25 protein-coding genes are annotated in these 26,741 nt (G+C 49.8%); 14 read left to right on the forward strand and 11 right to left on the reverse strand.

Annotation, left to right across the window (positions count from 1 at the left end; translation table 11 throughout):
- Positions 1-67 precede the first annotated feature (67 nt).
- Complete coding sequence (locus J4E70_RS11530) at positions 68-2,296, forward strand: ATP-binding protein (protein WP_213889542.1); 2,229 nt, start codon at positions 68-70, stop codon at positions 2,294-2,296.
- On the forward strand, positions 2,293-3,009 hold the full coding sequence (locus J4E70_RS11535) for a response regulator (RefSeq protein WP_213889543.1): 717 nt from the start codon (positions 2,293-2,295) through the stop codon (positions 3,007-3,009). The genes J4E70_RS11530 and J4E70_RS11535 overlap by 4 nt, the downstream gene beginning before the upstream one ends.
- Positions 3,010-3,078: 69 nt before the next feature.
- Here the strand turns inward: J4E70_RS11535 and J4E70_RS11540 are convergent, their stop codons facing one another.
- Together J4E70_RS11540 and J4E70_RS11545 are read right to left on the reverse strand one after the other, a co-directional pair.
- On the reverse strand, positions 3,079-4,008 hold the full coding sequence (locus J4E70_RS11540; RefSeq protein WP_213889544.1) for a hypothetical protein: 930 nt from the start codon (positions 4,006-4,008) through the stop codon (positions 3,079-3,081).
- A 491-nt stretch (positions 4,009-4,499) separates the two neighbouring features.
- Positions 4,500-4,724, reverse strand: coding sequence for a DUF1127 domain-containing protein (locus J4E70_RS11545; RefSeq protein ID WP_213889545.1), 225 nt, complete (start codon positions 4,722-4,724; stop codon positions 4,500-4,502).
- A gap of 245 nt (positions 4,725-4,969) precedes the next feature.
- On the opposite strand from J4E70_RS11545, the gene J4E70_RS11550 reads away from it, so the two are divergent.
- From J4E70_RS11550 to J4E70_RS11580, 7 genes are all read left to right on the forward strand, one after another.
- On the forward strand, positions 4,970-5,581 hold the full coding sequence (locus J4E70_RS11550; RefSeq protein WP_213889546.1) for a ribonuclease D: 612 nt from the start codon (positions 4,970-4,972) through the stop codon (positions 5,579-5,581).
- A gap of 206 nt (positions 5,582-5,787) precedes the next feature.
- Positions 5,788-6,390, forward strand: a complete 603-nt coding sequence (gene lptC / locus J4E70_RS11555) for an LPS export ABC transporter periplasmic protein LptC (RefSeq protein ID WP_213889547.1) — start codon at positions 5,788-5,790, stop codon at positions 6,388-6,390.
- Between the two features lie 15 nt (positions 6,391-6,405).
- Positions 6,406-6,915: an LptA/OstA family protein gene (locus tag J4E70_RS11560; protein WP_213889548.1), complete on the forward strand. Its 510-nt coding sequence runs from the start codon at positions 6,406-6,408 to the stop codon at positions 6,913-6,915.
- Positions 6,915-7,676: an LPS export ABC transporter ATP-binding protein gene (gene lptB, locus J4E70_RS11565; RefSeq protein ID WP_213889549.1), complete on the forward strand. Its 762-nt coding sequence runs from the start codon at positions 6,915-6,917 to the stop codon at positions 7,674-7,676. Before J4E70_RS11560 ends, lptB begins: the two co-directional genes overlap by 1 nt.
- A 24-nt stretch (positions 7,677-7,700) precedes the next feature.
- Positions 7,701-9,038 carry an RNA polymerase factor sigma-54 gene (rpoN, locus tag J4E70_RS11570; RefSeq protein WP_213889550.1) on the forward strand — a complete coding sequence of 446 codons (1,338 nt, stop codon included), beginning with the start codon at positions 7,701-7,703 and terminating at the stop codon, positions 9,036-9,038.
- A gap of 63 nt (positions 9,039-9,101) precedes the next feature.
- Positions 9,102-9,677 (forward strand): ribosome hibernation-promoting factor, HPF/YfiA family, encoded by a 576-nt coding sequence (gene hpf / locus J4E70_RS11575; protein WP_213889800.1) that lies wholly within the window; start codon positions 9,102-9,104, stop codon positions 9,675-9,677.
- A gap of 33 nt (positions 9,678-9,710) precedes the next feature.
- Complete coding sequence (locus tag J4E70_RS11580) at positions 9,711-10,175, forward strand: PTS sugar transporter subunit IIA (RefSeq protein ID WP_213889551.1); 465 nt, start codon at positions 9,711-9,713, stop codon at positions 10,173-10,175.
- A gap of 3 nt (positions 10,176-10,178) precedes the next feature.
- Here J4E70_RS11580 and J4E70_RS11585 read toward each other — a convergent pair whose 3' ends face one another.
- The 7 genes from J4E70_RS11585 to cysQ form a co-directional block, all read right to left on the reverse strand.
- Complete coding sequence (locus tag J4E70_RS11585; RefSeq protein ID WP_213889552.1) at positions 10,179-11,603, reverse strand: sulfotransferase family 2 domain-containing protein; 1,425 nt, start codon at positions 11,601-11,603, stop codon at positions 10,179-10,181.
- A gap of 6 nt (positions 11,604-11,609) precedes the next feature.
- The gene (locus J4E70_RS11590; RefSeq protein ID WP_213889553.1) at positions 11,610-13,307 is read right to left on the reverse strand and encodes a DUF5927 domain-containing protein; all 1,698 of its coding nucleotides are present in this window, start codon (positions 13,305-13,307) and stop codon (positions 11,610-11,612) included.
- A 10-nt stretch (positions 13,308-13,317) separates the two neighbouring features.
- Entirely contained in the window at positions 13,318-14,304 is a 987-nt protein-coding gene (locus J4E70_RS11595; protein WP_213889802.1) for a glycosyltransferase family 2 protein, read from the reverse strand.
- 258 nt (positions 14,305-14,562) lie between these two features.
- Positions 14,563-15,447 (reverse strand): glycosyltransferase family 2 protein, encoded by an 885-nt coding sequence (locus tag J4E70_RS11600; protein WP_343229460.1) that lies wholly within the window; start codon positions 15,445-15,447, stop codon positions 14,563-14,565.
- Positions 15,448-15,629: 182 nt separating this feature from the next.
- Positions 15,630-16,613 carry a UDP-glucose 4-epimerase GalE gene (gene galE / locus J4E70_RS11605; protein ID WP_213889557.1) on the reverse strand — a complete coding sequence of 328 codons (984 nt, stop codon included), beginning with the start codon at positions 16,611-16,613 and terminating at the stop codon, positions 15,630-15,632.
- 20 nt (positions 16,614-16,633) lie between these two features.
- Positions 16,634-17,527, reverse strand: coding sequence for a UTP--glucose-1-phosphate uridylyltransferase GalU (gene galU, locus J4E70_RS11610; RefSeq protein ID WP_213889559.1), 894 nt, complete (start codon positions 17,525-17,527; stop codon positions 16,634-16,636).
- Positions 17,528-17,990: 463 nt separating this feature from the next.
- Positions 17,991-18,788 carry a 3'(2'),5'-bisphosphate nucleotidase CysQ gene (gene cysQ / locus J4E70_RS11615; RefSeq protein ID WP_213889564.1) on the reverse strand — a complete coding sequence of 266 codons (798 nt, stop codon included), beginning with the start codon at positions 18,786-18,788 and terminating at the stop codon, positions 17,991-17,993.
- Positions 18,789-18,926: 138 nt separating this feature from the next.
- On the opposite strand from cysQ, the gene J4E70_RS11620 reads away from it, so the two are divergent.
- Complete coding sequence (locus J4E70_RS11620; RefSeq protein WP_213889565.1) at positions 18,927-19,748, forward strand: ABC transporter permease; 822 nt, start codon at positions 18,927-18,929, stop codon at positions 19,746-19,748.
- A gap of 8 nt (positions 19,749-19,756) precedes the next feature.
- Positions 19,757-20,410 carry an SH3 domain-containing protein gene (locus tag J4E70_RS11625; RefSeq protein ID WP_213889566.1) on the forward strand — a complete coding sequence of 218 codons (654 nt, stop codon included), beginning with the start codon at positions 19,757-19,759 and terminating at the stop codon, positions 20,408-20,410.
- Here J4E70_RS11625 and J4E70_RS11630 read toward each other — a convergent pair.
- The gene (locus tag J4E70_RS11630; RefSeq protein ID WP_213889567.1) at positions 20,407-21,018 is read right to left on the reverse strand and encodes an alpha-ketoglutarate-dependent dioxygenase AlkB family protein; all 612 of its coding nucleotides are present in this window, start codon (positions 21,016-21,018) and stop codon (positions 20,407-20,409) included. The genes J4E70_RS11625 and J4E70_RS11630 overlap by 4 nt on opposite strands.
- A 208-nt stretch (positions 21,019-21,226) precedes the next feature.
- On the opposite strand from J4E70_RS11630, the gene dnaK reads away from it, so the two are divergent.
- The 3 genes from dnaK (at position 21,227) to radC (ending at position 25,162) form a co-directional block, all read left to right on the forward strand.
- On the forward strand, positions 21,227-23,137 hold the full coding sequence (dnaK, locus tag J4E70_RS11635; protein WP_213889568.1) for a molecular chaperone DnaK: 1,911 nt from the start codon (positions 21,227-21,229) through the stop codon (positions 23,135-23,137).
- A 75-nt stretch (positions 23,138-23,212) separates the two neighbouring features.
- Positions 23,213-24,346 (forward strand): molecular chaperone DnaJ, encoded by a 1,134-nt coding sequence (gene dnaJ, locus J4E70_RS11640; RefSeq protein ID WP_213889570.1) that lies wholly within the window; start codon positions 23,213-23,215, stop codon positions 24,344-24,346.
- 54 nt (positions 24,347-24,400) lie between these two features.
- Positions 24,401-25,162 carry a RadC family protein gene (gene radC / locus J4E70_RS11645; protein ID WP_213889572.1) on the forward strand — a complete coding sequence of 254 codons (762 nt, stop codon included), beginning with the start codon at positions 24,401-24,403 and terminating at the stop codon, positions 25,160-25,162.
- Here radC and J4E70_RS11650 read toward each other — a convergent pair.
- Positions 25,153-26,721, reverse strand: a complete 1,569-nt coding sequence (locus tag J4E70_RS11650; RefSeq protein ID WP_213889574.1) for a phosphate ABC transporter substrate-binding/OmpA family protein — start codon at positions 26,719-26,721, stop codon at positions 25,153-25,155. The genes radC and J4E70_RS11650 overlap by 10 nt on opposite strands.
- Between the last annotated feature and the right edge of the window lie 20 nt (positions 26,722-26,741).

The raw sequence follows: 26,741 nt of genomic DNA on the forward strand, positions 1-26,741 counted from the left end.
AAACAATTGAAACAAAAGCCTGCACTCACGAAAACGAAATGAAACAAAGGCTCTTTAGACAGAATTCATGACATCAACTTTGGAAAACCAAACACCAGATACAGCAGAGGTTCTGCGTGATGCTGTCGAAGCGCTGTCAGAAGGCATAGCGGTATTTGACGCAAACCTGCGGCTTATTACCTGTAATCAACGATACCTGGAGATGTTTCCGTTGATACGTGAGCTTATTGTTCCGGGCGCTCATTCTGATGACTTGTTGCGAGCCGGCGTTGAACGGGGTCAGTTTGCGGCTGCCCTGAACGACCCCGAAGGGTGGTTGGATAAAGCCTACAAATTCAGGCTTGAGTTTGACCGGGAGTTTGAGGTTGAATTCACAGATGGAAAAACCTACCAAGTTCGCTTTAAACCAACGCGATCGGGCGGCTATGTCGTTTCGCGAAGCGATATTACGGAAAGCCGCCGCACCGAAGCGATGGTTCGCGATAGGGAAACATTGCTGGCAACCGTTCTAGATACATCGCCAGTTTCCGTTGTTATGGCGCGGATAGAAGACGGCAAGATCATTTATCGTTCTAAAGAAGCTGCCGCCAATTTTGGTCAAACAACGTTTGCTCACGAACACTATACATCCCCGGAAGAACGGGAAAAATATGTTGCTTTGCTCACTCAGAAAAAACGCGTTGATGGTTATCAGATGACAAGTGTCCGCGCTGACGGAAGCAGCTACACCTCGTCTTGCTCTGGTCGAATTGTCGAATATGGCGGTGAACTATGCGCTGTTTCGGCGCTCACAGATTTGACCGAACAGCTCGAAAAAGACGCGTTGATCCGGCACGTTTTGGAAGCTTGTCCAATCCCCATTCAAATGAGCAAAGCAGATACGAGCGAGGTGCTGTTCTGTAGCCCGGAAACTGTTGCTCTCTTTGGGGATGCCCCAAGCTCCAAATCCTTTTATGTCGACCCTAAAGCACGAGAGATATATGTTGATACACTTCGGAAAGACGGGGTGGTCCGGGACTATAAGGCCGAGTTTTACAATCGACACGGGACGCGTTTTTGGGGCGCGGTCTTCGCACAAATGATCCGATATAATGGGGATGACGTGATCGTCTCGCATACGCGTGATATGACCGAACAACTGAAGATCGAGGACGAGCTGATCACCCAGCGCGAGTTGCTGCACCAAAACGAGAAAATGTTTGCCTTAGGTGAGCTCTTGGCCGGCGTTGCGCATGAATTGAACAATCCGCTTTCTGTTGTTGTGGGGCACTCGCTTATGTTGCGCGAAGATGCTCAGGACCCTGAAATCTTACGCCAGGTCAAAAAAATCAGTGATGCCGCAGAACGATGCACAAAAATCGTAAGAACTTTTTTGACGATGGCGCGGCAACAACCGGCAAAGTCCGAAAAAATAGAAATCAACGAAATTGTCCAGACCGCAGTAGATGTAGCCCGATACGGTGATTTTGGAAGTACAATCAAGATGGAATGTGATCTGGCCCAAACCCTTCCATCAATATGCGCTGACAGCGACCAGATCACCCAAGTTATTTTGAATCTGATAATAAACGCAGAACAGGCCATCAGAAGCGAAGGCAAAGGAGACAAAATTGTCGTAAAGACAAGCCAGGGAGCATCTGAACAAACGGTGGAGATCGAGGTGAAAGACAATGGCCCGGGCATCCCGGCCAAGTACCAGAACCGTATTTTTGAGCCTTTCTTCACAACCAAAGACGTTGGCGAAGGTACAGGCATTGGTCTGTCGCTGTGCCACAGAGTAATTCGATCACACGGTGGGCAAATAATGTTGGACGGGAATTACAAGGAAGGCACGCTTTTTCGGATATCATTGCCGGCTAAGCCAGCTTCGGATCGTGCATGTAAAAGCGTACCAGAGGTTGAAACACCGCAGGGTTCGCTACGTATTCTCATTGTCGATGACGAAGAAGATGTCGCCGAATTAAATGCCGAAATACTGGGCAGAGCAGGATTCGGCGTAGATGTTGCGAATATTGGTGGCGACGCAATCAGCAAGCTCAGGCAGAATAGATATGACCTGATACTCAGCGACCTGAACATGCCTGGCATCGACGGGCGCGGTTTCTTTGAAACCATAACAAAGGATTTTCCCGAGATGGCCCAGCGCATTGGATTTGTAACCGGCGACACTATGGGCCGCTCTTCCCAGGGTTTTTTAAAAGAAGCAAACCGCCCTTATCTGGAAAAACCCGTGTCCCCAAAGGAACTTCGTGCCTTTGTTTCGGAAATCATCGCTATCGCGGAGAATGAAAAATGACCGAACAAAAAACGACCGTTCTGGTGTGCGACGATGAACGCGATGTACGCGAGATGTTGCAGGAGTACCTTCAACGACGTGGTTTTCGCGTTGTAACCTCCGGCAATGCCGAAGAACTGCGCGACGTTTTGGAAAAGGAAAAGATCGACCTCATTCTGCTTGACGTAAACATGCCGGGCGAAGACGGCTTAACAGCCCTGCGAAATCTCCGCTCAAGCAACCCTGTAGCTGTTGTGATGCTGACTGCGGCCGGCGAAGTCGTAGACAGAATTCTTGGTCTCGAAATGGGTGCCGATGACTATCTGGGCAAGCCCGTAGATCTGCGCGAACTTGAGGCACGGATAAAGGCGGTCCTCAGACGCAAATCTGAACCAGTGGTTAAAACGGCAGATTCAATCAATACACCCAAAACCGCTCAATTCGGGAAGTTCACGCTGGATCTCGAAGCAGCCAAACTCCTTGATGACGACGGCAGCGAACTTCCGCTAACCGCTATGGAATTTAATCTTTTGAAGGTCTTTGCTGAAAACAAGCGCCGCGTCTTAAACCGGGATCAAATTCTCGAACAGGCGCACGACAGATCGTGGGATCCGTTTGACCGAAGCATCGATATACGGATTTCGCGGCTACGCCGAAAGATTGAAGCAAACCCTCAGAAACCGCTCATTATTAGAACTGTGCGAGGGATCGGTTATATTTACGATCCGGACTGATAGCTTCAGACATAGGCCCAATAAAAACGAATTTGCGGGAAATCGGACAATACCGGGGTTCGTTTCCTGCTATGGGCAAATGAATTTTACACCTGGCATTCTGGAAATTCTTTCAATGTCATCTTCGTACATTTCAGTGATCTTTTCGACCAGGCTATCGGTCCAGCCCGGCAAATCAATCTCTTCTTCAACCGCGTCACTGACTCCAAATTTCTCTAGAAAAATCCCTCTGACTTGGCGGCGTTGCAGTTCATTAAGTTCCGATTTTTCGTCAAGGTATTGCTTGAGTTTTAGGAACGCATTCTCAGGAAGTAGATTTTGAATTACGTCCAGTTCACCCAAAAACCTCGTATCCGCTGCCAGCCCGGTAAATCTTGCGAGGATAGAAGGCCAGATAATTGGGGTATCTTCATTGCACCAAACGGTAATTGGACAATCAGGGTTGGCGCGCTGGATACGCGACACAACGTCAGACCAGCAAACAGAATTTAGATCTGTGTCGCCGATAAAATCGTCATACTCCCTTGAAGTTTGTGCCGAGAATGCGCAGGGAATAAGGGTCGCCGGGTTCATAATTGCCAGAAAAAACTCACACGGATTGTCCGGGAAAAGGTTGCGCAGGGCGGTTGTTTTGGGGCCTGCGTTTTTGAACAAAATACCCTTATTGAGCATCCATGACGATACGCCTAAAAATTTGCTGTCGGAAAAAACCAAACGATCAAGATTTTGATTTTCGGTGAGTGTAGCAAAGTTTTTTTCCTGAAGGCTGGCAGGCGCCATTTTACCTGACAACTCCAAGAGCATATCGTTCAGGCGTTTCCGGTATCGCCGCTGGCGCTGTGGTAAAATACCGTTCTTCGTAAGCAATTCAGAATCTTTTTTCAAAGAGCGCGTCAACTGATCATTGTCTGTATGCGGAGCACCCAAATGGTAAACCATTGGAACGTCATTCCGTATTGCAGAACCCTCTTGAATTGGCGCTAATTCGGCTAGTGTCATTTTGATACTTTCCTCAAAAAAGGCACAATCGGTAAGAAAAGGCCCAGGCTCTGGCTCAAAATGGCAAAACTTAAAGGTCCTAATTTAGCGAAAGAACGAAATAATTGTGTCAGCGTTAAAATTTAGGGTGCTAAATTGAACACTTCAAATAAAAGTAACGTGAATGCTTTGTTTGGAAAATTGCATAAAACCGTTTTAAAGCTTCCTTACCTTCGCCCATTCAGAAATGCTCAAAATCTGGCTCTACGCCTGCCTCCATCAGGAACGACAATATTGTGTCATTCTGCTCAGATTTTGCTACGCGTTTAAGCCATTTCGCATTGGGCTTTTAGATCTGAAAAACCTTTAAGGTTACACTTAACCACCAACGTCTTTAATCTAGGCAATCATCAACCTTGCCAGTCGTCTAACCCTGTTTCAAATGAAACGATTTCGCAAGAAAAAAGCCGCTCAAACGAGCGGCTTTCATACCTCTGGTTGCTGTCGCAAAATCAGTAACGACCGCTTCTGATTTTGTTGTAGATCATATCCGCATCAGCACGAACCAAACCGATATCTTCCAGCTGAGAATCTGAAAGGTTGGCCAGTGCACCTCTTGTTTGACGCGCTGCTTTCCACGAAGCAAAAGCTTCGGCTGCATTTTCGATCGCGTGTACCAAACGGAAAGTCGTGATTGCTCCGAAAGGCACAGAACGTGTGGCTGTTGTGATAGACATTTTGCGCTTCCTTGCTTAAAAACCTTGCCGATCCATTGTCGGCTGATGAGCGTCACCTAGTCGGCTCGAATTTGATTTACAATGTGGTTTTCTGCATTGCAGAAATGCAATTTCTGCATAGGTACCAAGGCGCGCTGGATTACGCGCCTCTTTTACATAAACCATTTAGACCCCATGAGTTGCGTGTTGGGGCATTTTTGATATAGGCAAGTTAAGCGCCGCGCACTTGATATTAAGGGATCGCAATGACGAATCATTTGTACAAAAACGACTTGCCTGATGGGCTCGACCTTGGGCCAGTTGTTGCAATTGACTGCGAAACTATGGGGCTTAACCCACACCGGGACCGGCTGTGTGTTGTGCAGCTTTCAGGCGGTGACGGAATAGCCCACCTTGTTCAGGTGGAGAAGGACCAAACCGAAGCACCCAACCTCTGCAAAATGCTGACAGATCCTGATGTTTTGAAATTGTTTCATTTCGGACGCTTTGATATCGCGGCTTTGTTCAACACTTTTGGTGCGGTCACGGCACCTGTCTACTGCACAAAAATTGCTTCCAAGCTAATCCGCACCTATACGGACCGCCATGGCCTGAAGTTCCTGCTTCAGGAATTGCTGAGTGTTGATATTTCAAAACATCAACAGATGAGCGATTGGGGGGCAATCACGCTGACCTCGGCGCAAATCGCGTATGCCGCGTCTGACGTTTTGTATTTACACAAACTGCGCGAAGAGTTGAATGAACTGCTTGTCCGTGAGGGGCGAGCAGATTTTGCGCAGGCATGTTTTGACTTTTTGCCAACACGCGCTCTTCTGGATCTCGAAGGTTGGCCAGAAATAGATATCTTTGCGCATTAATCTGAGCCGAGTGACTATATAGACCAAACATAAGCTGAACGTCGCTGACACTGTAGCCAGCAATTTAGTGTCGGCAAAATGGCATGAACAGAATGTTAGTCTGGGGGAAACCCGATTAAAGTGCTTTAGGAAAGGAACAAATCTTTGCTTTGTATTGGTTCGATCATCCCTGAGCCTCGGCTGTATAGCGCGGGATCGCTCTGACAATGGCGATCTACGACAACGCCTATTCACGTTTTATCGCTTGGCTCAAGATAATCTTGCCTCTCGTCGCACTTGGGTTACTCTCAACATTGTTCCTGTTTTCGCGTGGCATTGATCCTAGCCAAACCATCCCCTACGCGGACGTTGATATAGACGAACTTGTAAGAGAACAGCGGATTACTTCACCGAATTATACAGGCATGACAGACGATGGAACCGCCGTATCTTTCTTTGCAGAAAGCGCACGACCTGATCCGGACAATCCGAATTTGCTGACAGCCGTTGCTTTAAAAGCGAAAATCGAAGCGCCTTCTGGCTTGCAAGTTGATATCTCCTCCGAAGGTGGTTCGATCAACAGTACACAACGGCAGTCTGTTTTGTCTGGAAACGTCGAGGTTGAAACCTCATCTGGTTACGAAATTTTCACAGAAAGACTGACGGCTGCGCTCGATGGAAGCTTGCTGGAAACAGCTCGTAACGTGCGTGCACAAGGCCCACTTGGCATGATTGAAGCAGGTAAGATGGTTCTTGAACTGGAAGATGCGGATTCCGACACCTATCTTCTTGTCTTCAAGGGCGGGGTGAAACTAGTATACACACCATAAGAATAAGGGAACGATATGCTGAATTTGTTGCGCACCGCTTTGATCGCCATCGCCTTGTCTGGTGTTTCCATGGCAGCAAAAGCTCAAAGCGCACAAGTTGCCTTCGGCGGGCTTCAGCACGACTCATCCTTGCCCGTGGAAGTTGTCGCAGATCAGCTACAAGTTAATCAAACAGACGGCTCCGCAGTTTTCACAGGAAATGTTGTAATTGGACAAGGAACAATGCGACTTTCTGCAGCCGAAGTGCAGGTTGAATACACATCCGCAGAGAGCGGAACGGCTGGTCGCATCTCCCGGATGCTCGCGAGCGGAGGCGTGGTGTTGGTAAATGGGGGCGAAGCGGCCGAGGCAAACGAAGCAACCTATACGATAGACACCGGAAGCATCGTCATGACGGGTGACGTTGTCATGACGCAGGGGCAAAATGCACTTACCGCCAACCGGATGGTCATAGACCTGAATACGGGAACCGCAAATATGGAAGGGCGCGTGCGTACCATTTTGCAGTCAGGCAGTAACAACTAATGCCCCAGAAACCAGAACTTAAACTATCAGAGGGCGACGCAGGTCTGCGCGTTCTGAACCTTCGAAAAAGCTTTCGCAAAAGACCGGTAATCCGCGACGTAACAATCGAACTTGACCGCGGTGAAGTGGTGGCGCTTCTTGGGCCAAACGGCTCAGGCAAAACCACGTGTTTCTACGCAATTGCAGGCTTGTTAACGCCGGAAGGCGGACAGGTTATTATCGACGGGCGGGATGTTACAAGCCTACCTATGTATCGGCGCGCAAAACTTGGTATCGGATATCTTCCGCAGGAAATGTCGATTTTTCGCGGCATGAGCGTTGAGGACAATATTCTAGCGATTCTCGAAATTGCGGTGCCTGATCGGGTGAAACGCCATGAGCGCCTTGAAGAACTGCTTTCCGAGTTTTCGATAAGCCATTTGCGGCGCGCATCCGCCCTGTCACTGTCTGGCGGTGAAAGGCGGCGTGTCGAAATCGCACGTTGTCTGGCAGCAGATCCAAAGTACCTTCTGCTCGACGAACCGTTTGCGGGGGTTGATCCAATCGCAGTTGGTGAAATTCGAGGATTGGTCGCAGAACTTAAGAACCGCGGAATCGGGGTTTTGATAACCGATCACAACGTCCGGGAAACGCTCGAAATTGTTGACCGGGCGTATATTCTGCATGACGGTGAAGTTTTGATGAGCGGAACCACGGAAGAAGTCGTTCAAGACGAAAACGTGCGACGCGTTTATCTGGGCCAAAGTTTCCGTATTTCCTAACGCGTACCAGCAATTGGGAAGGTGATGGCACTAAAGCCAAAAATCTCTCTTCGACAGACTCAGCGCTTGTCGCTGACTCCAACATTACGTCAATCTCTCAATATTCTGGCATTGCCAATGACAGAACTCATCACCGCAATTCACGATGAGGCTGCTGAGAATCCGATGCTCAAATTGGAAACACAGCACGAAGGTACCTTTTCGGGTGGTAGATCAGCTTATGATGTCGCGACTGAGACCGTCGCAACGACAGTATCGTTGGGAGAGTCTTTACACCAACAAATCACATTGATGCGGCTTGACGATGTGGTGCGCAGCATCGCGTTTTACTTGATCGGTGATCTAGATGAAAATGGTTACCTGACGTCGGATACCGACGACACCGTTAAGGCTCTGGGATTGGAGCGCTCAATTGTCGAGCGAGCAATTTCAGCAATCCAGTCTTGCGACCCACCCGGCGTCGGAGCGAAAAACCTGACCGAATGCATTTTTCTTCAGATGATTGAAGCTGGCATCGACGATGAAAGGGCGCGATTGATAGCCAAACATCTGGATCTTATTGCTGCCGAAGACTGGCCTATCTTGCTCCGAAAAACCCAGCTTTCGGAAGTGGAAGTCCACGAACTTGTCACGCTGGTTCGAGGGTTAACACCATTCCCGGCAGCAAGGTTTTGGCAGGAAGAACGACCCGGTTCACCGGAGATTCGCATTGAACGCGACGCGTCAGGCCAGCACAGGGTTGCGCTGACATCAGGTATGGTGCCCGAAATAACAATTGATGTCGATTTACTGACCCGGTCAAAGAAAGAGCCAGGTGCGCGCGAATTTGCAGCCCGATGCCAAGCGCGTGCGGATTCTCTGATCTCAGCTGTGCGTTTTCGCAATAAAACGCTGCTGCGAATTTCAAATCTGATTGTCAGACATCAACATCCGTTTTTTTCCGGTCGGGCAGATCATCTGATCCCTTTGACCCGGGCGGAAATCGCACACCAGCTTTCGCTACACGCGTCTACAGTGGGACGGGCTATGGCCGGCAAGTATCTAGAGTGGTCAGGTTTGGTTTACCCCCTGTCGTTTTTTACCTCATCGACCCTCGGAGCAGAGAGCGGGCTACGAACGTCTGCTTACTCTGCGCAACAAATGATTCGGCGCCTGGTAGAGCGTGAAACAGCCGATACAATATTGTCAGATGAAAAAATTGTTAAAAAACTGAACGCTGACGGAGTTGACATTACCCGTCGAACTGTCGCCAAATACAGGGGATGCATGAACATTCCCTCATCGTTCGAGCGACGCCGACAAATGACCGCGCGACGAACGCGCCCGGGCAGCCCGGGCAGCGTCAATTTCGTAAAACAATAACCAATGTGAAAGCATGTCTCAGGCATGCTGCACCATATTGAGTTCAGAAACTTAGGAGGTCTAATGCGGTACCAGATTAGCGGAAAACAGATTGATATCGGCGATGCCCTGCAGACACATGTAAAAACAGAGCTAAATGTCGTGGTCGGGAAGTATGCCGAACGGCCGACTGACGCAAATATCATTTTTTCACGCGACGCACATGAGTTTGTTTGTGAGGCAACTGTACATTTATCGACAGGACTGACCGCTCAGGCGAAAGCACACGCCACTGAAATCTATTCCGCTTTCGATAAATGCAGCGAAAAAATGGAGAAGCAGTTGCGGCGTTACAAGCGCCGTTTGAAGGACCATCACAAGGATCGTTCACAACCCGTTGAACTCTTTGGCGCTTCCTCGTATATCCTCGCCTCAACGGACAATGCAGAGGATTTAGAACCCGACTCACTCCAGCCTATGATCATTGCTGAAATGGAATCTAAAATTCCGTCGCTCTCAGTGGGCGAAGCGGTCATGCAAATGGAGCTTGCGGGTGCACCACTGCTGGTTTTTCGCAAAGAGGGACAAAGCGGCGTGAATGTTGTATATCGCCGTGACGACGGAAATATCGGCTGGATCGATCCGCAGATTGAGGCATAAACCTGCGACAGCCGGTTAATATAGAAAAGACGCATGGAACTAACGAGCATTCTAAAGCCTGAGGCGGTGAAAATCATCGGTAAGGCGACCAGCAAGAAACGTCTCTTCCAAAGTCTGGGGGAAGTTGTATCTGCTTGTTACGACCTTCGTTCAGATGATTCTGTAGAAGCGCTGCAAGAACGTGAAAACCTTGGCCCGACGGGTGTAGGTCATGGTGTGGCGCTTCCACACGCTCGGATCAAAGGTCTTGATTCTGTGTGTGGTGTTTTCCTGAAAATCGAATCCCCAATTGATTTCGATTCTGTCGACCGTCAGCCAGTCGATTTGGTTTTTGCGCTTTTTGCCCCGCTGGATTCAGGCGTTGACCACCTAAAAGCGCTGGCGCTGGTATCGCGCACAATGCGTGACTCAAACGTTTGTGCAAAGCTGCGCGCGAATACCGACTCTGCAACTTTGCATGCAATTCTGACCGAAGCCCCTTCCATACAGGCCGCCTAGGCGTTAGCTCCAGGCTTTGTAACCAAACATCATATAGTCGCGCTGATAGGCTGTACGTACCGCTGCTTCTATTTCTTCATCATAGATGTCTGACAAAACGTAAGGGCTGTCTGGAATAGTCTCTGGTACAGGCGGAGAAGAAATACCTATCTGTTCGGTCAATTGCCTGAGACCAAGTTCAAGCTGCTCCTCACGCAAAACCATATCAGGTGCAGAAAACTGACTTATACCGTTTAGGATTTGCGCCTGCGAGGCCCAAACCGGATTTACACCCATGCTGGTCTGCGATGCCAGGTTGCGTTTCAGAAAAGCGAGAAATGCCAAGAACGCATCTCGGTGGTGGCGGCGATCATAAGATTTTCCAGGCGCAGATGCAGGAATGGGTACCTTGAACCCTTTTCTCAGCGTTTCACGAATGTCACCAAATCGACCATCTACAACGTTCAGAATGTAAGAACAGAATACAGAGTGAATGCGCTGAACGGGATGCATTACTACAGTGAAACTTCTGTGTTTTTCGTGCTTTCGTTTCCACTGGCGCAAAGTTTTTTGTGTAAACCCATTTAACAAACTTTGCCCGTCAGTTCCGTCCAGCGAAGTTAACCAGTCAGTGAGACGGTTTTCCATATTTCCGTTTATCGGTGCAAAAAGAACCGGGCCTTGCGCGGCTGCGACATAAGTTGGCACAGCAGGCCCCCGTCGGGGCTCGAAATTTGGAACGCGGTTGAGGGAAAAATGATCAATGCGTGTGAGCGCGCGCTCCATCTCCTCGAAATTTAGGACCTTGTCCTCTAGTGCAGCCGGATTTTGTTTCTTCAATGCTCGTGAAACAGTCTCTAGCTGATCTTTCTGCCCAAGGTATTGCGCCAAACCATTCAAGACATCGACGTCCATCAAATCTTCGTATGCGATGTAAAACGCAGTTTGCCCAGTTCTTTGCAGCCCCTCTAGAATTTCCAACTGAAACTTTCTTTGCTGCTCTAGGTAGTCGTCAAATTCATCCGCATCGAAACGGATTTTAGCGGATTTCAGGTTTTTAACATTCGAAAGCTTCCATTGCCCTGTCTTGCGGACAATCTTCAAGGAAACGTAGCTGTCTATCGGGTTCCGGGTGAGAATGATTTTTGCGCAACGCTTGTCAGCCAGACAGTGCTTAAAGGCCCGTGAGTCGTGATCATGAAAAAACCGGAATCCGCCCAAACCTTTGGTTCTCTGACGAATGGTCGAAATAAGTTGCAATGGGTCCGCTTCGCGTTGTTCCCGAGTTAATCCAAGAATTTCTGTCTTTTTGGGGTAGCCCATAAAACTGGGATTAAACGCCTCGCCGTAACAATGCAGGCCCGGAAACGCGCTCAGGTTTGTTTCCAAAAGATTAGAACCCGTACGCATTTCTGCGAAGACAACAAAATAGTCAAACGGACCAGACATGTGCCTCTACTTTACCAAATAGGGTTTGCTTAAAACCTGTGGCGTTTGATGCTTTTGGCTTTCAGCTGGGAAATCACCCATGAGGTGCGGATGCATACCCTGATTCTTAAGATTCTGAAGGAATTGTCCAAACCCTGAAAGATCTACCATTTTCGGTGCTTCGGTCAGGCGCCTTGGCCCTCGTTGTCCGATTTCATCAATGATCGATTGAAGTGGCTCCATCGGGGATTCAACAAATTCAGCCATTGTCCAGATTCTCACCCGCGCCTTCGTTGCGGGTGCCCGAAGCACATCCAGAAATTCGCTTTCAATTTTCTGTAATTGTGCGGCGGACTTGCGAATATCGGAAAAGTTTGAATTCGAATGAAACAGCCGAACCGACCAAGCACCAGTCACAACCGAGATCTGCGCGTTCGGGTCCCGCGCGATATGAGATGTGATTTTTTGATTGTCGGCTGGCCCAAACTGAAGGCACTGTCGCTCTCCCCGGGTGTTCCAGATCAAATTGTTCAAGAAAGAATAGGGATTGTAATCTCTCAAAGCTGCGGAATTGGACAGACAGCCCAAATAAATTTCTTGTTTGCCTGAAAATTCGACCTCTTGAGGCGCAAAAAGATGCCCGTGAACTTTTGACCCCGTCGTTTTGGCAAGCCACGTTTCAAAGCCATCGAACAGATCTGAAAACCCTGCAAATACTGAGTAAGGGGCCGACGTTACCCCATTTTCCCTTCCGTAATTTGGGAAACGGCTTTGCATATACAAACCCGGTCTGCCGCGGGTTCGCCGATCCACAGCCTTCGCAAATATCCTGTCAATCTTGCCGGGGTTTGGCTCTGCCCGTCTTTGAACCGCAAGAGAATCTGTCAGAAATGTAGCGTACAAACGATTTGCCCGTGGCCAGATTTTCCGAGCCACAAAGCAGTCAGAACGGCGTAAAAGCTGCAAATGATCGTCATAAAAGATATGAGGTTTGCCCTGAAAATCAAACTTAGACAGCGTTAGCGAACGGCTTTCAATGCTCACCGAATAAAGCCGCGCCAAAGTTTGAAAATAGCTTTCATCCGGTATCCAGACTCGTCTGAAGTAACGTTCGTAAATTTTACGGTCGGGGCTTTCCAAAATGGCAGACAGAGTTTGCCGCGTCAGGCACCACCACTGTGATCCCATATGCGGAACGAGACCCAAAGGAACCCGGCGCTTGTACCCCAGTCGCCGTTGCATTCGGACATATCGATCAAAAAGGTAGCGATTTCGTTTCCATGAAAAGGGGAACCTAAGGGTAAATCGCTCAGAATCCAGCCCACCTACGGTCCAGGGAACATCCTGTGTTGTCGCGCTTTCGATGAAATCGACACGCGGTCTTGCGGCCAAATAGTCAACCAGTTCTGAAACGGGGCGTAGTGGCATACATGACCCTGACGCAAGATAGACATGCCGAACATCTTCAAAACTCGACAGCATCAACTCGCACGCCGTTTGTGCAGCGCCCACAATTGACCACGTTCCCCATTCACATCTGTGACGCTTGGAAAACTTTAGGTTGGGCAGGTCAGACAGTTCTTCAACAAATGCAGTATAGTCAGGTCTGCTAACGCGTTTGTCGGCATGTATCACAACCGGGCAACCATTGGACGCCCAGTGACGTGCAACTTCGGCAGCCCTGTCCAACGCGGTGTGGACCAGCATGACGATACCAACTGTCATCTGCGACCCTTCATGCCCAGTTACCCTTCGACATTAACCCAAGAATTTCGAGTTGCCGCCAATTAATATGTTTCTCTGACCACTTACACCAAAAGTCAGGGCTCTTGTTCTGACTGGAATAATACGCCTTGTATTCATGACTGTTGGCATAATGTTGCTTCCGTGAAAGCTCTTCTGCTGCCTTTGACGTGAAGGTGTCCAGAAATTTGGCGTGCATCAGACAGCCAGATGCCTTCTCCCCACCCCATTCGTCGTAAACAAGGTTAAGACCGCGTGGCAGCAACGAATGAGTAGAGCTGGCATAAGTGTAGCTGCGATCCCATTTGACCAGTGGCACCTTGTTCAACGCTGGCGCGCGCTCTGGCTTGTCCGCAAAGAACATACGAGCCCTGGGCCCACCCTGAATCCAGAGGTTTCCATAATCATGGTTCTTCTGAATCGTGTAATTTCCACTGTCAAACCACGATGCTATTTCGAACGGGTCCTGACCAGCGGCGTAGGGAACTGCGTTGATCGGACCTTTTGGATACATATCCAATAGCATTGCGCCGAACGATTTGACTGAAGATGTATCCAGCCAATCGGTCAGGGCGTGCAAGGAACGTGTGTCGCAAAACGGGTAAACCAAAAACTCATCTACATCGACAACCAGCGTCCAACGACCATGGCCATATCTTCTTTGCAGCCAGTTTAGCCAATCCACTCCAAATCTGGATTTTTTGTAACTGTCGCGCGTTGTCCAAAGTGATACATCACGTTGACCTGCGAGAAATTCCCGACCGCCATCGTCACTGTCGTTATCAACAAAAAGGAAATGATCTACACCAAGATCGCGATAGTATTTCATGAAAAAGGGAAGTCGAACACCTTCGTTCCGAAAGGTCGAAAAGCAAAGGATATCGTTCGCCTTTATAGACTTTGTCCTGTCCACAACTGAACGAAGTTCCCGGCGTTTAAACAGCGCACGCGCGCGCATTCGTCTTCGCCTGACACCCATCCTGTATGAGTCTAACAAGCCCAAGCGTTATCCTTTCGCTTTTCCGTGGCCACCACTCACTGCCTACACTGCTTTGCTTAACTTACCCTTTTCACATTTGGCGTCAGCATCTTGCTTTTCGACAAACTCCAATTGGCGCAGAGTTAACTACTCAATCCCATATTTTTTGACGATAAACTCAAGCTATCTAAAGGTAAACAGCGCAAAGAAATTTGGCGAAAGTCAGCTTTGATTTTATGCAACAAAAGCAGGGCCTTCTCAGCGCCAATCCCCTTGTGACATGAGTTGGAGTTCTACAAGCTGGCGCCAATCCCGGTATGCATAGGAGTCTTCGTCCCAAAAGTTCGGGTTTTCAGACAGACTTTGATAGTAAGCATCGTACAAATCGCTATTCGCAAAATGTTCCCTCCGTCTTCTTTCTTCCCGGGATTTTTCGGCGACGATATGCAAAAATTTCGTGTGCAACAGAGCTCCTGTAACCTTTTCAACACCATCCTCGTCATAAACATGGTTCAGCCTGCGCGGTAAAATTGAATGTGTGGAGTTAACATACGCATATCGGCGGCTCCATTTCACCAGCGGTATCTTGTTTAATGTCGGGGCTCGGTCTGGGCTATCCTTAAAGAAATGTCTGAACCTGACACCGCCCTGAAGCCACAAGCACTGCAAATCAGACTTGCGCTGCACAAAGTAATTAAAGGCGTCAAACCAAGCCAGTATGGCAAAAGGGTCATCACCGGCCTTATAGGTATTGGTGTTCAATTTCCCCTTTGGATACATATCGATCATTATTGCCCCAAATGACCGCCGGTTCGTTTCGTCCAGCCACTTTGTCATTTGACTTAGAGGCCGTGTATCACAATGCGGGTAAACCAGAATTTCATCGGCATCGACCGTCAAACACCAATGATCTTGGCCGTATTTTATCTGAAGCCAGGTTAGCCAATCAACACCGAACCTTGCCAGTTTGTAGCTATGGTCCGTTGACCAGAGTGAAACATCCGGTTGCGCCTTTAGGTATTCAGTTGTGCCGTCGCTGCTGTTGTTGTCAACAAACAAGAAATGCTGCACCCCGAGCTTTCGGTAATACTCAAGAAAGTAAGGAAGACGGACAATCTCGTCACGGACTGTCGAAAACGCCAAAATGTTCTTTGGGCGAATCTGGCCCGTTCGGTCAACTAAGACCTTAAGTTGACGCCTTTTCCGATATGCACGAAACAAAAACTTGCGCCGTCTCCAGCGAAGTTTTCCTGCGGTCAAAAGTACGCGCATTCGGTTCATGATATGTTTATGCACAAATAGGCACTCGGCGTCTTGCGCTTAGTTCAGCGGTCATAGTGCCCATTTTGGTGCCAGCGCCAGGCGTCTGCAATCATCATCTCAAGGGTTGAACGTGAAGGCTTCCACCCAAGTTCGCGGTCAGCACGGACACTTCCGGAAACCAGCTTCGTGCAATCCCCGGGGCGGCGCGGCCCTTCGGTAAAAGGAACGACCCGGTTGGTGACTGCGCGACTGTGTTCAATGACCTCGCGTACTGAGAAGCCCGTTCCTGAACCAAGGTTGAAAATTCGATTACCTTTTCCATTTTCGAGCCATTTTAGACCCAAAATATGCGCATCCACCAAATCCATCACATGCACATAGTCCCGGATACAGGTGCCGTCTGGTGTGTCATAGTCGGTGCCGAAAATTGTCAGCGCATCGCGCTTTCCGTCAATCGCATCAAGCATAAGCGGAACAAGATGCGTCTCGGGCTGATGGAACTCACCAATTTCTGCCTCTGGATCTGCCCCGGCGACATTGAAATAGCGAAAAATCACGTGGTTCAGACCGTGGCTCGCGCTGAAATTTTCAAGAATGTCCTCAATCGCGCGCTTTGATGCACCATATGCGTTGATTGGCATCTGTGGGCAATCTTCGTCCAGCAAAACGTTGTCGTGTTCGCCGTAGGTCGCGCAGGTTGAGGAAAATACAAAATTCTGACACTCCGCTTCAACCGCTGCTTCAATCAGAACAAGTGAACCCACGACATTGTTGTGCCAATATCGCCCAGGGTCCTGCATGCTCTCGCCGACCTGTGACAGCGCTGCGAAATGCATGACAGCGATGGGGCTGTATCTTTCGAAAACTTCATCAAGACATGCACGGTCTTGCAGGTCGCCTTGTTCAAGCGGGCCAAATTTCACTGCGTCCTCCCAGCCGGTTACAAGGTTGTCATAGGTTACCGGCGTATAGCCAGCCGACCTAAGCGCCTTACAAGCATGCGAGCCGATGTACCCCGCACCGCCAGTCACCAACACATGTGTCACGAAACACCTACCTGTCGTGTTTACTGAGCCGCTTTTTGATGCGCTACCATTTGATTCAGGAACAGCGAAAGTTCGCTACCAAGGTCGGGCCTTGCCAGCCCAAAAGCCACGGTCGCCTGCAAAAAGCCCGCTTTAGAGCCGCAATCGAACCGCTGACCAGAAAACCGGTATCCAAAAACATCACGGTCATTGCTGATCTCTGCAGCAATCGCGTCGGTCAGCTGAATCTCTCCGCCAGCACCGCTTTTCATTTTATTGATATTTTGCAGCACATTAGGTGTCAAAATGTAGCGGCCGATTACCGCCAGGTTTGAAGGGGCTTCTTCGGCTTCTGGTTTTTCGACCATGCCTTGAACCGACACCATCGAACCCATGTCTTTCTTGATGTCGAGCACGCCATATGCTGACGCTTTCTCGGGCGGTACTTCCATGGCTGCAACCATACAGCCACCGGTTTCCTGATACGCCTCTGTCATTTGTTGTAAGCACGGTTTTTCCGCCGCGATAACATCATCTGGCAAAATCACGGCAAAGGGCTCGTTCGCGATTAAGCGCCGCGCGCACCAAACCGCGTGGCCCAAACCCAAAGCGCGGTGTTGGCGGATATAGGCAATCGCGCCGCTTTCCATATTGGTATTCTTCAACTCCTGAAGAAGTTCGGTCTTGCCCGCCTTGCGCAGCGTATTTTCCAGGTCGGGCGCCATATCGAAATAATCTTCCAGCGCACTTTTACCCCGTGACGTCACAAAAATGAACTCTTTGATGCCAGCCGCGCGCGCTTCATCAATTGCGTACTGAATCAGCGGACGATCTACCAAAGTCATCATTTCTTTTGGAACGGCTTTGGTCGCCGGAAGGAACCGTGTGCCGAGCCCGGCCACAGGAAAAATTGCTTTTGTAACTTTACGCTTCATTAACCCACTCTACAAATTACCCAACTCCGCGTAAACGCAGAGTCTTGCGAACAAATAAGACCGTAAACTTGAGGCAACATTAAGACAACAACATGCCCGAATACTTTTCACGATCGCTCAAACTCACCATCAATTTGAATCAAACCTGCAACAATTTCGGAGATCTGCCTTGAGAATCCAATTGTTCCGTGTTTTTGGTTCCGCTTTTTTCTCTATAGTCGAACAACTTCCAGTGAATCTGAGCGTTAAACAGGTTTATCTACCCACTAACCTGCCCCGGTGCTTTCAAAACATTTCGAATTCATGCTCAGCAGTACGAATTTCTGGCTCTGCTCGCGTCAAAAAGCAATTCAAACCCGACAGTTACTCGCAAATGGTGACAGAAACACCTGCGTAGAGAGACGACCATAAAACGCTATTTTAGGCGAAACAGAGCCTTTTTTTGAGAGCTATGCCATTCGTGTCAGGCTTCTTTCAATTCCACACCTGGGGCGTAAGCGATGAAAAACGGATTTGCGTAATCTTCTTTTCCATAGGTCAGCGGCGAGTGGTCATCGAATCGAACCACATGACCGCCAGACCCGTGCAAGACCGCATGTCCCGCTGCGGTATCCCATTCCATGGTTCGGCCAACACGAGGGTAAATATCCGCCTCACCCGTCGCAACCAGACAAAACTTTAAAGACGATCCAGCGCTTTTTGAGTCTTTTACCTTGTACTTGCTGATGTAATCTTCTGTTGCCTGATCACGATGTGACTTTGAGGCAACAATCATTAATGCATTATTATCTGGCGACGAAACTGATATTGGCGTGGTTTTTCCAATTGCTTCTTTCTTGAAGCTGCCTGATTCCTCTACAGAGTCCCCGGAGGGCTGGGTGTAAAAGAGGCGACCCTTTGCAGGCGCATAAACCACACCGCGAACTGGGACGCCGTCTTCAACGTAAGCGATGTTTACCGTGAAGTCTCCGCGTCGATTAATAAACTCTTTCGTTCCATCCAAAGGGTCGACGATTAAGAAATTCTTCGCAGAAAGGCTGTGCGACTCCGCCTGTTCCTCAGTCACTAGAGCTACATCGGGAAATTCCCTTCTTAGCCCTGAAGAGATGATCGCATCTGCAGCCTCATCTGCTTCAGTCACTGGGCTTTCGTCTGATTTGACCTTCACTTCAAAATCATCAGCGTCGTAAATTTCCATAATTTTGTCTCCGGCTTCCAGTGCAAGGCGACGAATTACAGGGATCAAACGGTCAAAATTCAAGCGGAGTCTCCTTAAAAGGCGCGCGGGCTTCACGCATGTTGTATAAAAAATTCCCCTCCCTTATGATCTGGCGCTAAGGGAACAGCAAGATTTCCCTGCGAAAAACAGTGCAGCACATAAGAACAGGGTCGAGCAGCCATGTTTCATATCGAAAGACGCAAAAGCGGGTTTGACGCTGCGGTAAGCATTGCCGAGCTCATTTATCATGCAACTGTGCGCGACTTACGCAAACAACATGGGAACGCCATAGTTGGCCTGTTACTGAATATTCTTCAGTCTGTTATTTTTGTTTCCGTTTTCTATGTAATGTTTTCATTGCTTGGCCTGAAAGGCAGCGCGATCCGCGGTGATTTTGTACTTTACATAATGTCAGGCGTCTTCTTGTTCATGACGCACACTAAAACGATGCGCGCTATTGTTTCCGCCGAGGGGCCTTCCTCCGCTATGATGCAACATGCACCAATGAACACGATTATCAGCATCTGCTCTGCGGCTCTGTCTGCGTTGTATCTTCAAATTCTGTCAGTTCTCGTAATTCTCTTTGTAGCGCATGTTGCACTTAACCCGATCTACATAATGGATCCCATGGGCGCCTTGGGAATGTTGCTTATTTCATGGTTTTCTGGAGTTGGTGTTGGCATTGTTTTCCTCGCTCTGAAACCTTGGTTTCCCCAATTTGTTACAATTGGTTCAACAATCTACATGCGTGCCAATATGATCGCTTCTGGCAAGATGTTTGTCGCCAATTCGCTTCCGGGATTCATGCTGTCGATGTTTGATTGGAACCCGCTGTTTCATGCTATTGACCAAGCCCGTGGGTTTATCTTCGTAAATTACAATCCACATTTCTCGTCGATCGAGTATCCAGTGTACGTTAGCATTGCGCTTATTATGCTGGGACTAATGGGGGAGTTTTATACGCGGAAACATGCATCTGTAAGCTGGGGTGCTGGAAAATGACGCTTTGCATGAAACTGTTAGCAGTTTTATGGGTCGTTTTTGTAGCATCGTTTGCATGGGGTGCGGACAACAGGGTCGTATCCCTGCCAGCACTCTACAAAGTCGTTGGTGTTGCGTCTGACGATTCCCTGAACATTCGCAGAGCACCAAACCCTTCGGCAGACAGGATCGCGTCCTATGCGCCAAAAACGCCGAAGGTCGAGATTGTTGCGTATTCTGACGATGGCACATGGGGGCAAGTGAACGCATACGGAGAGGCCGGCTGGGTCTCGATGGCTTATCTGGAACCTGTGGACGGCGCAGGTTGGGAAACCTTAAGTAACCCGATGTTCTGCTATGGTACTGAACCGTTCTGGGATGCCTCTATCGACCTGAATGGCACATCCGAGTTCAATGAGATGGAAGCACCTAATCCATCACCGCTGGAAATTACTTGGTCGACACCTGTCTGGGGTAACACCGAATGGGACATGCCGCTTAATGTTGCGTTGCTGGTCTCAGCATCCGGAGACGAAGGGATTGCCGTAATCCGCGCAGAATCCTGTAACGACGGAATGTCAGATGCTGAATACGGGCTAAGCATCAATATGTTTTTACAAAGCTCCGCTGACGGAAACATGCCAGGCTCGCAGTTTAGCGGCTGCTGCACGATCGCGCCTTAATCAACAACACGCAAGGTCAGGTTCACCCGCCCACCTTTTGGCAAAAGCGCAGACGAGCCGAACCGAATTCGATCAACACCGTGATAGGTAAGTCTGGCATCCCCTCCCATCACCACAACATCACCCGATGACAGCCAAATCGATTCTGTTTTGCCGCCTCGTTCGTTGTTTCCAATTCTGAACAATCCGTCATCCCCAAGAGAGATCGACACAACCGGCCAGCGGAAATCAGCTTCATCCTTGTCCTGATGCATCCCCATTCGCGCACCTTCACCGTAAAAATTTATCAGACAGCAGTCTGGAACACGTGAAACACCAGACACGGTTTGCCAAACCTGCATCACAGACTCTGGAATCGCTGGCCAGTCAGGCCCGCTCGGGTGCGTGCGCGTGTATCGGTATCCCGTCTGATCTGAATACCAGCCATAGCGACCAGCCGAGGTCATACGCACCGACATTGGCTTTCCATAGGATGTTTGCGGCGAAAAAGGTGGCGCGAGCTTCATAACTTCGCGCAAGTCAGAAACCATCCTGGTCTGTTCAGCAGATTGTAAAAAACCTTTGTAAATCTCAAACCCACGCAGGGTAAGCGTTGCATCTTTGTCCATTTTTCACCTGTGTTAACGGAAACACCCAAATTGATTCACTTTTTTCGCTCTGAATCCACTGCACAACCGCTTGCAGCACCCTCTGCCCATCCTTATATACGCCGAGAAGCTTGATCGGGATGCATTCCGGTTGAAAATTTGGGATCGGCGCGTGGATGCCTTTCAAGGGTCTGCGCACCACGAAATCGCCTAGAAGAGGATATTGAGCATGGCTAAAGTCATCGGTATCGACCTTGGGACAACGAACTCATGTGTCGCAATCATGGACGGCTCGCAACCGCGGGTTATTGAAAACGCAGAAGGTGCGCGTACAACACCTTCGATCGTCGCATTTACAGACGACGAACGGCTTGTTGGTCAACCTGCCAAACGTCAGGCTGTCACCAACCCTGAAAACACCATTTTCGCTGTAAAACGCCTGATCGGTCGTCGGTTTGACGACAGTGATCTTGCGAAAGAAAAGAAAAACATGCCTTTCGCAATTATCAACGGTGGTAACGGTGACGCATGGGTCGAAGCGCAAGGCGAAAAATATTCGCCCAGCCAGATTTCTGCTTTCATTCTCGGCAAAATGAAAGAAACCGCCGAGAGCTATCTTGGCGAAGAAGTAACGCAGGCTGTTATTACAGTTCCTGCCTACTTTAACGACGCACAACGTCAGGCAACAAAAGACGCCGGCAAAATCGCTGGTCTTGAAGTGTTGCGCATCATCAACGAACCAACGGCTGCTGCGCTGGCCTATGGTCTCGACAAAAAAGAAACCAAAACCATCGCGGTCTATGACCTTGGTGGCGGTACGTTTGACGTAACCATCCTTGAAATTGACGACGGTTTGTTTGAAGTGAAATCAACCAACGGTGACACGTTCCTTGGTGGTGAAGATTTCGACATGCGCATCGTGAACTATCTTGCAGATCAGTTCAAAAAGGAAAACGGCGTCGATCTGACCAAAGACAAAATGGCACTGCAACGGCTGAAAGAAGCCGCTGAAAAAGCCAAGATCGAATTATCTTCGTCGACTCAGACCGAAATCAACCAACCATTCATTTCGATGGATCCAAAGGGCGGCCAGCCGCTGCACATGGTCATGAAACTGACTCGTGCCAAACTGGAAAGCCTGGTAGGCGACCTGATCAAATCTTCGATGAAACCATGTCAGGCTGCTTTGAAAGACGCTGGTCTTTCCACCTCGGACATTGACGAAGTCGTTTTGGTTGGCGGTATGACCCGTATGCCGCGCGTCAAAGAAGAAGTGACAAAATTTTTCGGTAAAGAGCCGCATCAGGGTGTGAACCCAGACGAAGTGGTTGCGCTTGGTGCTGCTATTCAGGCTGGCGTTCTGCAAGGCGACGTTAAAGACGTTGTTCTGCTTGACGTGACACCACTGTCGCTGGGTATCGAAACATTGGGTGGCGTGTTCACCCGGTTAATCGACCGCAACACAACGATCCCGACCAAGAAATCGCAAATCTTCTCGACCGCTGAAGACAACCAGAACGCTGTGACGATCCGGTGTTTTCAGGGTGAGCGTGAAATGGCTCAGGACAACAAACTGCTTGGCCAGTTCAACCTCGAAGAAATCCCACCGGCACCACGTGGTCTGCCACAGATCGAAGTGACCTTCGATATTGACGCCAACGGTATCGTTTCTGTTGGTGCTTTGGACAAAGGCACCGGTAAAGAGCAGAAAATCACGATCCAGGCCTCTGGTGGGCTGAGCGACGATGAGATCGACGCAATGGTCAAAGACGCGGAAGAAAACGCCGAGTCTGACAAAGAGCGTCGCGAACTCATCGAAGCTAAGAACCAGGCAGAAAGCCTGATCCACTCCACCGAGAAATCGATGGAAGAGCACAACGACAAGGTTGATCCAACCACGATTGAGGCGATCGAACTTGCAATCGTTGCGCTGAAAGATCAGCTGGAGACCGAAGACGCCGGAAAAATCAAATCCGGTATTCAGAACGTCACCGAAGCTGCTATGAAGCTGGGCGAAGCGATCTATAAATCGCAGCAAGAAGCTTCTGGTGAGGCAGAGCCTTCGGAAGAGATGTCAGGCGTTGATGAAGATATCGTCGATGCTGACTTCGAGGATCTGGACGACGACAAACGCGCATAAGAAGGTTATCTGACTTTCTCCATGGCCGGCCTGATAAACGTCGGGTCGGCCTTTGCGTTCCCAAAGGGATAGAACATGGCAAAGCGCGATTATTATGAAACTCTTGGCATAAACAAGGACGCCACTCCAGAGCAGATCAAGAAGGCCTATCGCACTAAGGCCAAAGAACTGCACCCGGATCGCAATTCCGATAAACCGGATGCCGAGGCGATGTTTAAAGAAGCCAACGAGGCCCATGACATTCTGAAGGACCCGGAAAAGAAAGCCGCTTACGACCGCTATGGCCATGCTGCTTTTGAGGGCGGCATGGGCGGTGGGCGCGGTGGCGGCCAGGGCGATTTTGGATCTGCTTTCTCTGATATTTTCGAAGACCTGTTTGGCGGCGGCGGCTTTGGTGGCGCCGGTGGCGGGCGGCAACGCGCTTCGCGCGGGTCTGACTTGCGTTACAATCTGCGTGTTTCACTGGAAGAAGCTTTTTCAGGCTTACAAAAAACCATCAGCGTTCCGACATCGGTTTCTTGTAGTACCTGCGACGGCACGGGTGCTGAAAGTGGCGCGGAACCAACGCACTGCCCGACCTGTTCTGGTATGGGTAAGGTGCGCGCGCAACAAGGATTCTTCACCGTTGAACGAACATGTCCAACATGTTCAGGTGCAGGTCAGATCATTAAGAACCCGTGCAAAGCATGCGGTGGCGCCGGACGGCAACAAAAAGACAAATCTTTGTCCGTCAATATCCCGGCGGGTGTTGAAACCGGGACGCGCATCCGACTGGGTGGCGAAGGCGAGGCAGGGTTGCGCGGCGGACCGACCGGCGATCTATATATCTTCATTGAAGTGAGCGATCATCCGCTGTTTCAGCGCGATAGTCAGCACCTTTATTGTCGTGTACCCGTCTCTATCACAGCCGCTGCGCTGGGCGGGGATATCGAAGTGCCAACAATAGACGGCGGCAAAAGCAGGGTTAAAATACCCGCGGGCAGCCAGTCAGGCCGTCAGATGCGCTTGCGAAACAAAGGCATGCCGCAACTTCGTGGTGGCGGGTCAGGCGATATGTTTATCGAACTGGCAGTGGAAACGCCGGTCAACCTGACGACTCGGCAAAAAGAGATACTGCGCGAGTTTGATGAAGTTGCCGCTGACAACAACCCGCAAGGATCCAGCTTTTTTTCAAAAGTCCGAAGTTTTTGGGACGGTATAAAAAGCTAACCCTCCAGGTATTCGTTAACCAAATCTATAGAAAACTGTCGCAGCGTTAATTGCATGACAACAAAGCGACAGTTTTCTGAATTTCCTCAACTGCTTTTTGATCAGGATGAGGTCCATATCCAGCCAGCAAGTAGCGGCAAGCCCCCCTCTTATCTCAGAGATCACCGTAAGCGCCTGCGCGAACGCCTGATGATTGGCGGGCCGGAAGCGATGCCAGATTATGAGTTGTTGGAACTTGTGCTGTTTCGCGCAATACCACGGCGCGATGTCAAACCGCTCGCACGTGCGTTGCTTGATACTTTCGGCGATTTCAATCGTGTTATTTCAGCACGTGTTGAACAGCTTTCAAAGGTTGATGGTGTCGGTGACGCAGTCATCTGCGAGCTAAAAATTCTAGAGGCAGCAGCGCATCGCCTGATGCGTTCAAAGGTAATGAAACGCCACGTGATTTCAAGCTGGGATCAAGTACTGGACTACTGCCATGCAACAATGGCGCATCGCGAAACAGAGCAGTTTCGCATTCTTTTTCTCGATCTGAAGAACACTCTGATCGCCGACGAAGAACAAGCCAGAGGTACGGTTGATCATGTCCCGGTTTATCCTCGGGAGGTGGTAAAACGTGCACTCGAACTGAACGCATCTGCCATTATACTGGTTCACAATCACCCGTCGGGTGACCCGACCCCTTCGGATGCAGATATCACAATGACCGGGCAAATCGACGATGCGGCCCGCACACTTGGTATAGCGCTACACGACCATCTGATTGTCGGAAAATCCTGCGAATTCAGCTTTCGCGCGGCAGGTTATCTTTGAACGGGCCTGTACCATAATTCAACACGGCGGTTCACTTGGCGTCCCCATTCGGTATCATCACACGCCATCGGCATGGCCTCACCAAACGCCTCAACGCTCAGCGTGATCCGGCTGCGGTCAAGCGTGACAGCCTCTTCACGAACAGCCGCACGAACGGCATTCGCTCTACGCATCGAAATACGCTTGTTGCTTGATGCGGCTCCCTCTCCATCGCTAAAGCCGACAAACAGTAGCTCCTCATCATCAAAATAGCCGGATTCCAGCAGCACAGCCAATTGTCGGACGTTCGCCCGCGATTGCGCATCTAAAGCGGTCGAACCTCTTTTAAACCGAAACGTGATGGAAAGCCGTCGGGCATGCCGTAGCTCGGAAACCATGCGCTGAAGTTCTGGCAACTGTATCTCTTCGCCCGCGCGTGCGATTGCATTTGCAAAACGCTCTCCCTGTTGTTGAAGCGATATTTCTTCGACGCGCTGATCAACAAACCCGGTACGTGCCACAACGCGTTGGGCAGCAGGCGTACCAAGATACCCCAAAAACTCACGAGCAGTTTTTGGAAGCCTTCGCGCTGGTGTGTAAAGAAACAGTGGCAGGGTCAGCGGGTAGTCTTCTGTTTTCAAAGCCACCGGCCGCGCGGCAAAGTCAAATCCGCAGTCACCAGACAGGGCCAAAGGTCGCCCGTTTCCAAGCTCAGACAATCGGGTTATGCCCAGCGCAAAAGGGTCTGACGCCACCGCATCAACCAAATCCGCGCTATTGGCGTGTAGAATCATTCCACCCGCAGGTTTCAGAGCATTCGCCGACAATCGCAGGCGCAGGGCAGAGCCAACACCGCTCTCAGCGGATGGGATATGCAAATTGATTGGCGCATCCCTGCCACCAAGATGTTCCCAATTGCTAATCTCGCCCGATAAAATGCCTGACACCTGATCCAGCGAAACAGATCGTCGCGGGTTGCTACGTGCGACGACAGGGACCAAAGCGTCCAGGGCTACAATTCTGCTACGGGCAACTGCGGTAAGGTCCCCAAGCCCAGCTTCCGCAGCGTTTTGAGCTTCCACTTCTGAAACTTCGCGCATCGACAGAACCATATCTGCCTCGCCTAACATAAGGTCGGTAAATCCTTGATCTGTCGTCGCCACCCGAAACCCTATTCGCGCAACAACCAAACCAGTCGCGGGACTGGTCATTTCGTAGGTAAACTGACTATCGTCGGTAACAATGCGTCGCGCGGTCAATTGCTGCCAGGCAGCAAATGATTCCAGCAAAGCGGGCATCAGGGTTGCACCCAATGTTTGAGAACCCGATATGTTGAATTCGGCAATATAGGCCTCAAGGTCAGGACACCCCGGCCCGCTGCAAACCACCCCACTACCGTCCAAAGTCAAGACGCCATAAATGGTATCGACCCGAAAAAACTCGCCGTCGTAGCCCAACAGCGTTCCACCAACCTCGACAGCGCCATCGCGTGAAGTGAGTGTGACGTCCTGCGCGCGCAAAGGGGCGGCGAGGCTCAAAAGAAAGAGTGCAGCGTAAACCACCGCACAAAGAACGCGCATGATACTGTCCGAAACGTTAA

It is taken from the genome of Pseudohalocynthiibacter aestuariivivens, assembly GCF_018457175.1.
GTDB lineage: Bacteria > Pseudomonadota > Alphaproteobacteria > Rhodobacterales > Rhodobacteraceae > Pseudohalocynthiibacter > Pseudohalocynthiibacter aestuariivivens.

Bases quoted from the DNA above. Each gene is read 5' to 3' on its own strand.
- J4E70_RS11530 (WP_213889542.1), top strand. From the start codon at position 68: ATGACATCAACTTTGGAAAACCAAACACCAGATACAGCAGAGGTTCTG.
- J4E70_RS11535 (WP_213889543.1), top strand. From the start codon at position 2,293: ATGACCGAACAAAAAACGACCGTTCTGGTGTGCGACGATGAACGCGAT.
- J4E70_RS11540 (WP_213889544.1), bottom strand. From the start codon at position 4,008: ATGACACTAGCCGAATTAGCGCCAATTCAAGAGGGTTCTGCAATACGG.
- J4E70_RS11545 (WP_213889545.1), bottom strand. From the start codon at position 4,724: ATGTCTATCACAACAGCCACACGTTCTGTGCCTTTCGGAGCAATCACG.
- J4E70_RS11550 (WP_213889546.1), top strand. From the start codon at position 4,970: ATGACGAATCATTTGTACAAAAACGACTTGCCTGATGGGCTCGACCTT.
- lptC (WP_213889547.1), top strand. From the start codon at position 5,788: ATGGCGATCTACGACAACGCCTATTCACGTTTTATCGCTTGGCTCAAG.
- J4E70_RS11560 (WP_213889548.1), top strand. From the start codon at position 6,406: ATGCTGAATTTGTTGCGCACCGCTTTGATCGCCATCGCCTTGTCTGGT.
- lptB (WP_213889549.1), top strand. From the start codon at position 6,915: ATGCCCCAGAAACCAGAACTTAAACTATCAGAGGGCGACGCAGGTCTG.
- rpoN (WP_213889550.1), top strand. From the start codon at position 7,701: ATGGCACTAAAGCCAAAAATCTCTCTTCGACAGACTCAGCGCTTGTCG.
- hpf (WP_213889800.1), top strand. From the start codon at position 9,102: ATGCGGTACCAGATTAGCGGAAAACAGATTGATATCGGCGATGCCCTG.
- J4E70_RS11580 (WP_213889551.1), top strand. From the start codon at position 9,711: ATGGAACTAACGAGCATTCTAAAGCCTGAGGCGGTGAAAATCATCGGT.
- J4E70_RS11585 (WP_213889552.1), bottom strand. From the start codon at position 11,603: ATGTCTGGTCCGTTTGACTATTTTGTTGTCTTCGCAGAAATGCGTACG.
- J4E70_RS11590 (WP_213889553.1), bottom strand. From the start codon at position 13,307: ATGACAGTTGGTATCGTCATGCTGGTCCACACCGCGTTGGACAGGGCT.
- J4E70_RS11595 (WP_213889802.1), bottom strand. From the start codon at position 14,304: ATGGGTGTCAGGCGAAGACGAATGCGCGCGCGTGCGCTGTTTAAACGC.
- galU (WP_213889559.1), bottom strand. From the start codon at position 17,527: ATGAAGCGTAAAGTTACAAAAGCAATTTTTCCTGTGGCCGGGCTCGGC.
- J4E70_RS11620 (WP_213889565.1), top strand. From the start codon at position 18,927: ATGTTTCATATCGAAAGACGCAAAAGCGGGTTTGACGCTGCGGTAAGC.
- J4E70_RS11625 (WP_213889566.1), top strand. From the start codon at position 19,757: ATGAAACTGTTAGCAGTTTTATGGGTCGTTTTTGTAGCATCGTTTGCA.
- J4E70_RS11630 (WP_213889567.1), bottom strand. From the start codon at position 21,018: ATGGACAAAGATGCAACGCTTACCCTGCGTGGGTTTGAGATTTACAAA.
- dnaK (WP_213889568.1), top strand. From the start codon at position 21,227: ATGGCTAAAGTCATCGGTATCGACCTTGGGACAACGAACTCATGTGTC.
- dnaJ (WP_213889570.1), top strand. From the start codon at position 23,213: ATGGCAAAGCGCGATTATTATGAAACTCTTGGCATAAACAAGGACGCC.
- radC (WP_213889572.1), top strand. From the start codon at position 24,401: ATGACAACAAAGCGACAGTTTTCTGAATTTCCTCAACTGCTTTTTGAT.
- J4E70_RS11650 (WP_213889574.1), bottom strand. From the start codon at position 26,721: ATGCGCGTTCTTTGTGCGGTGGTTTACGCTGCACTCTTTCTTTTGAGC.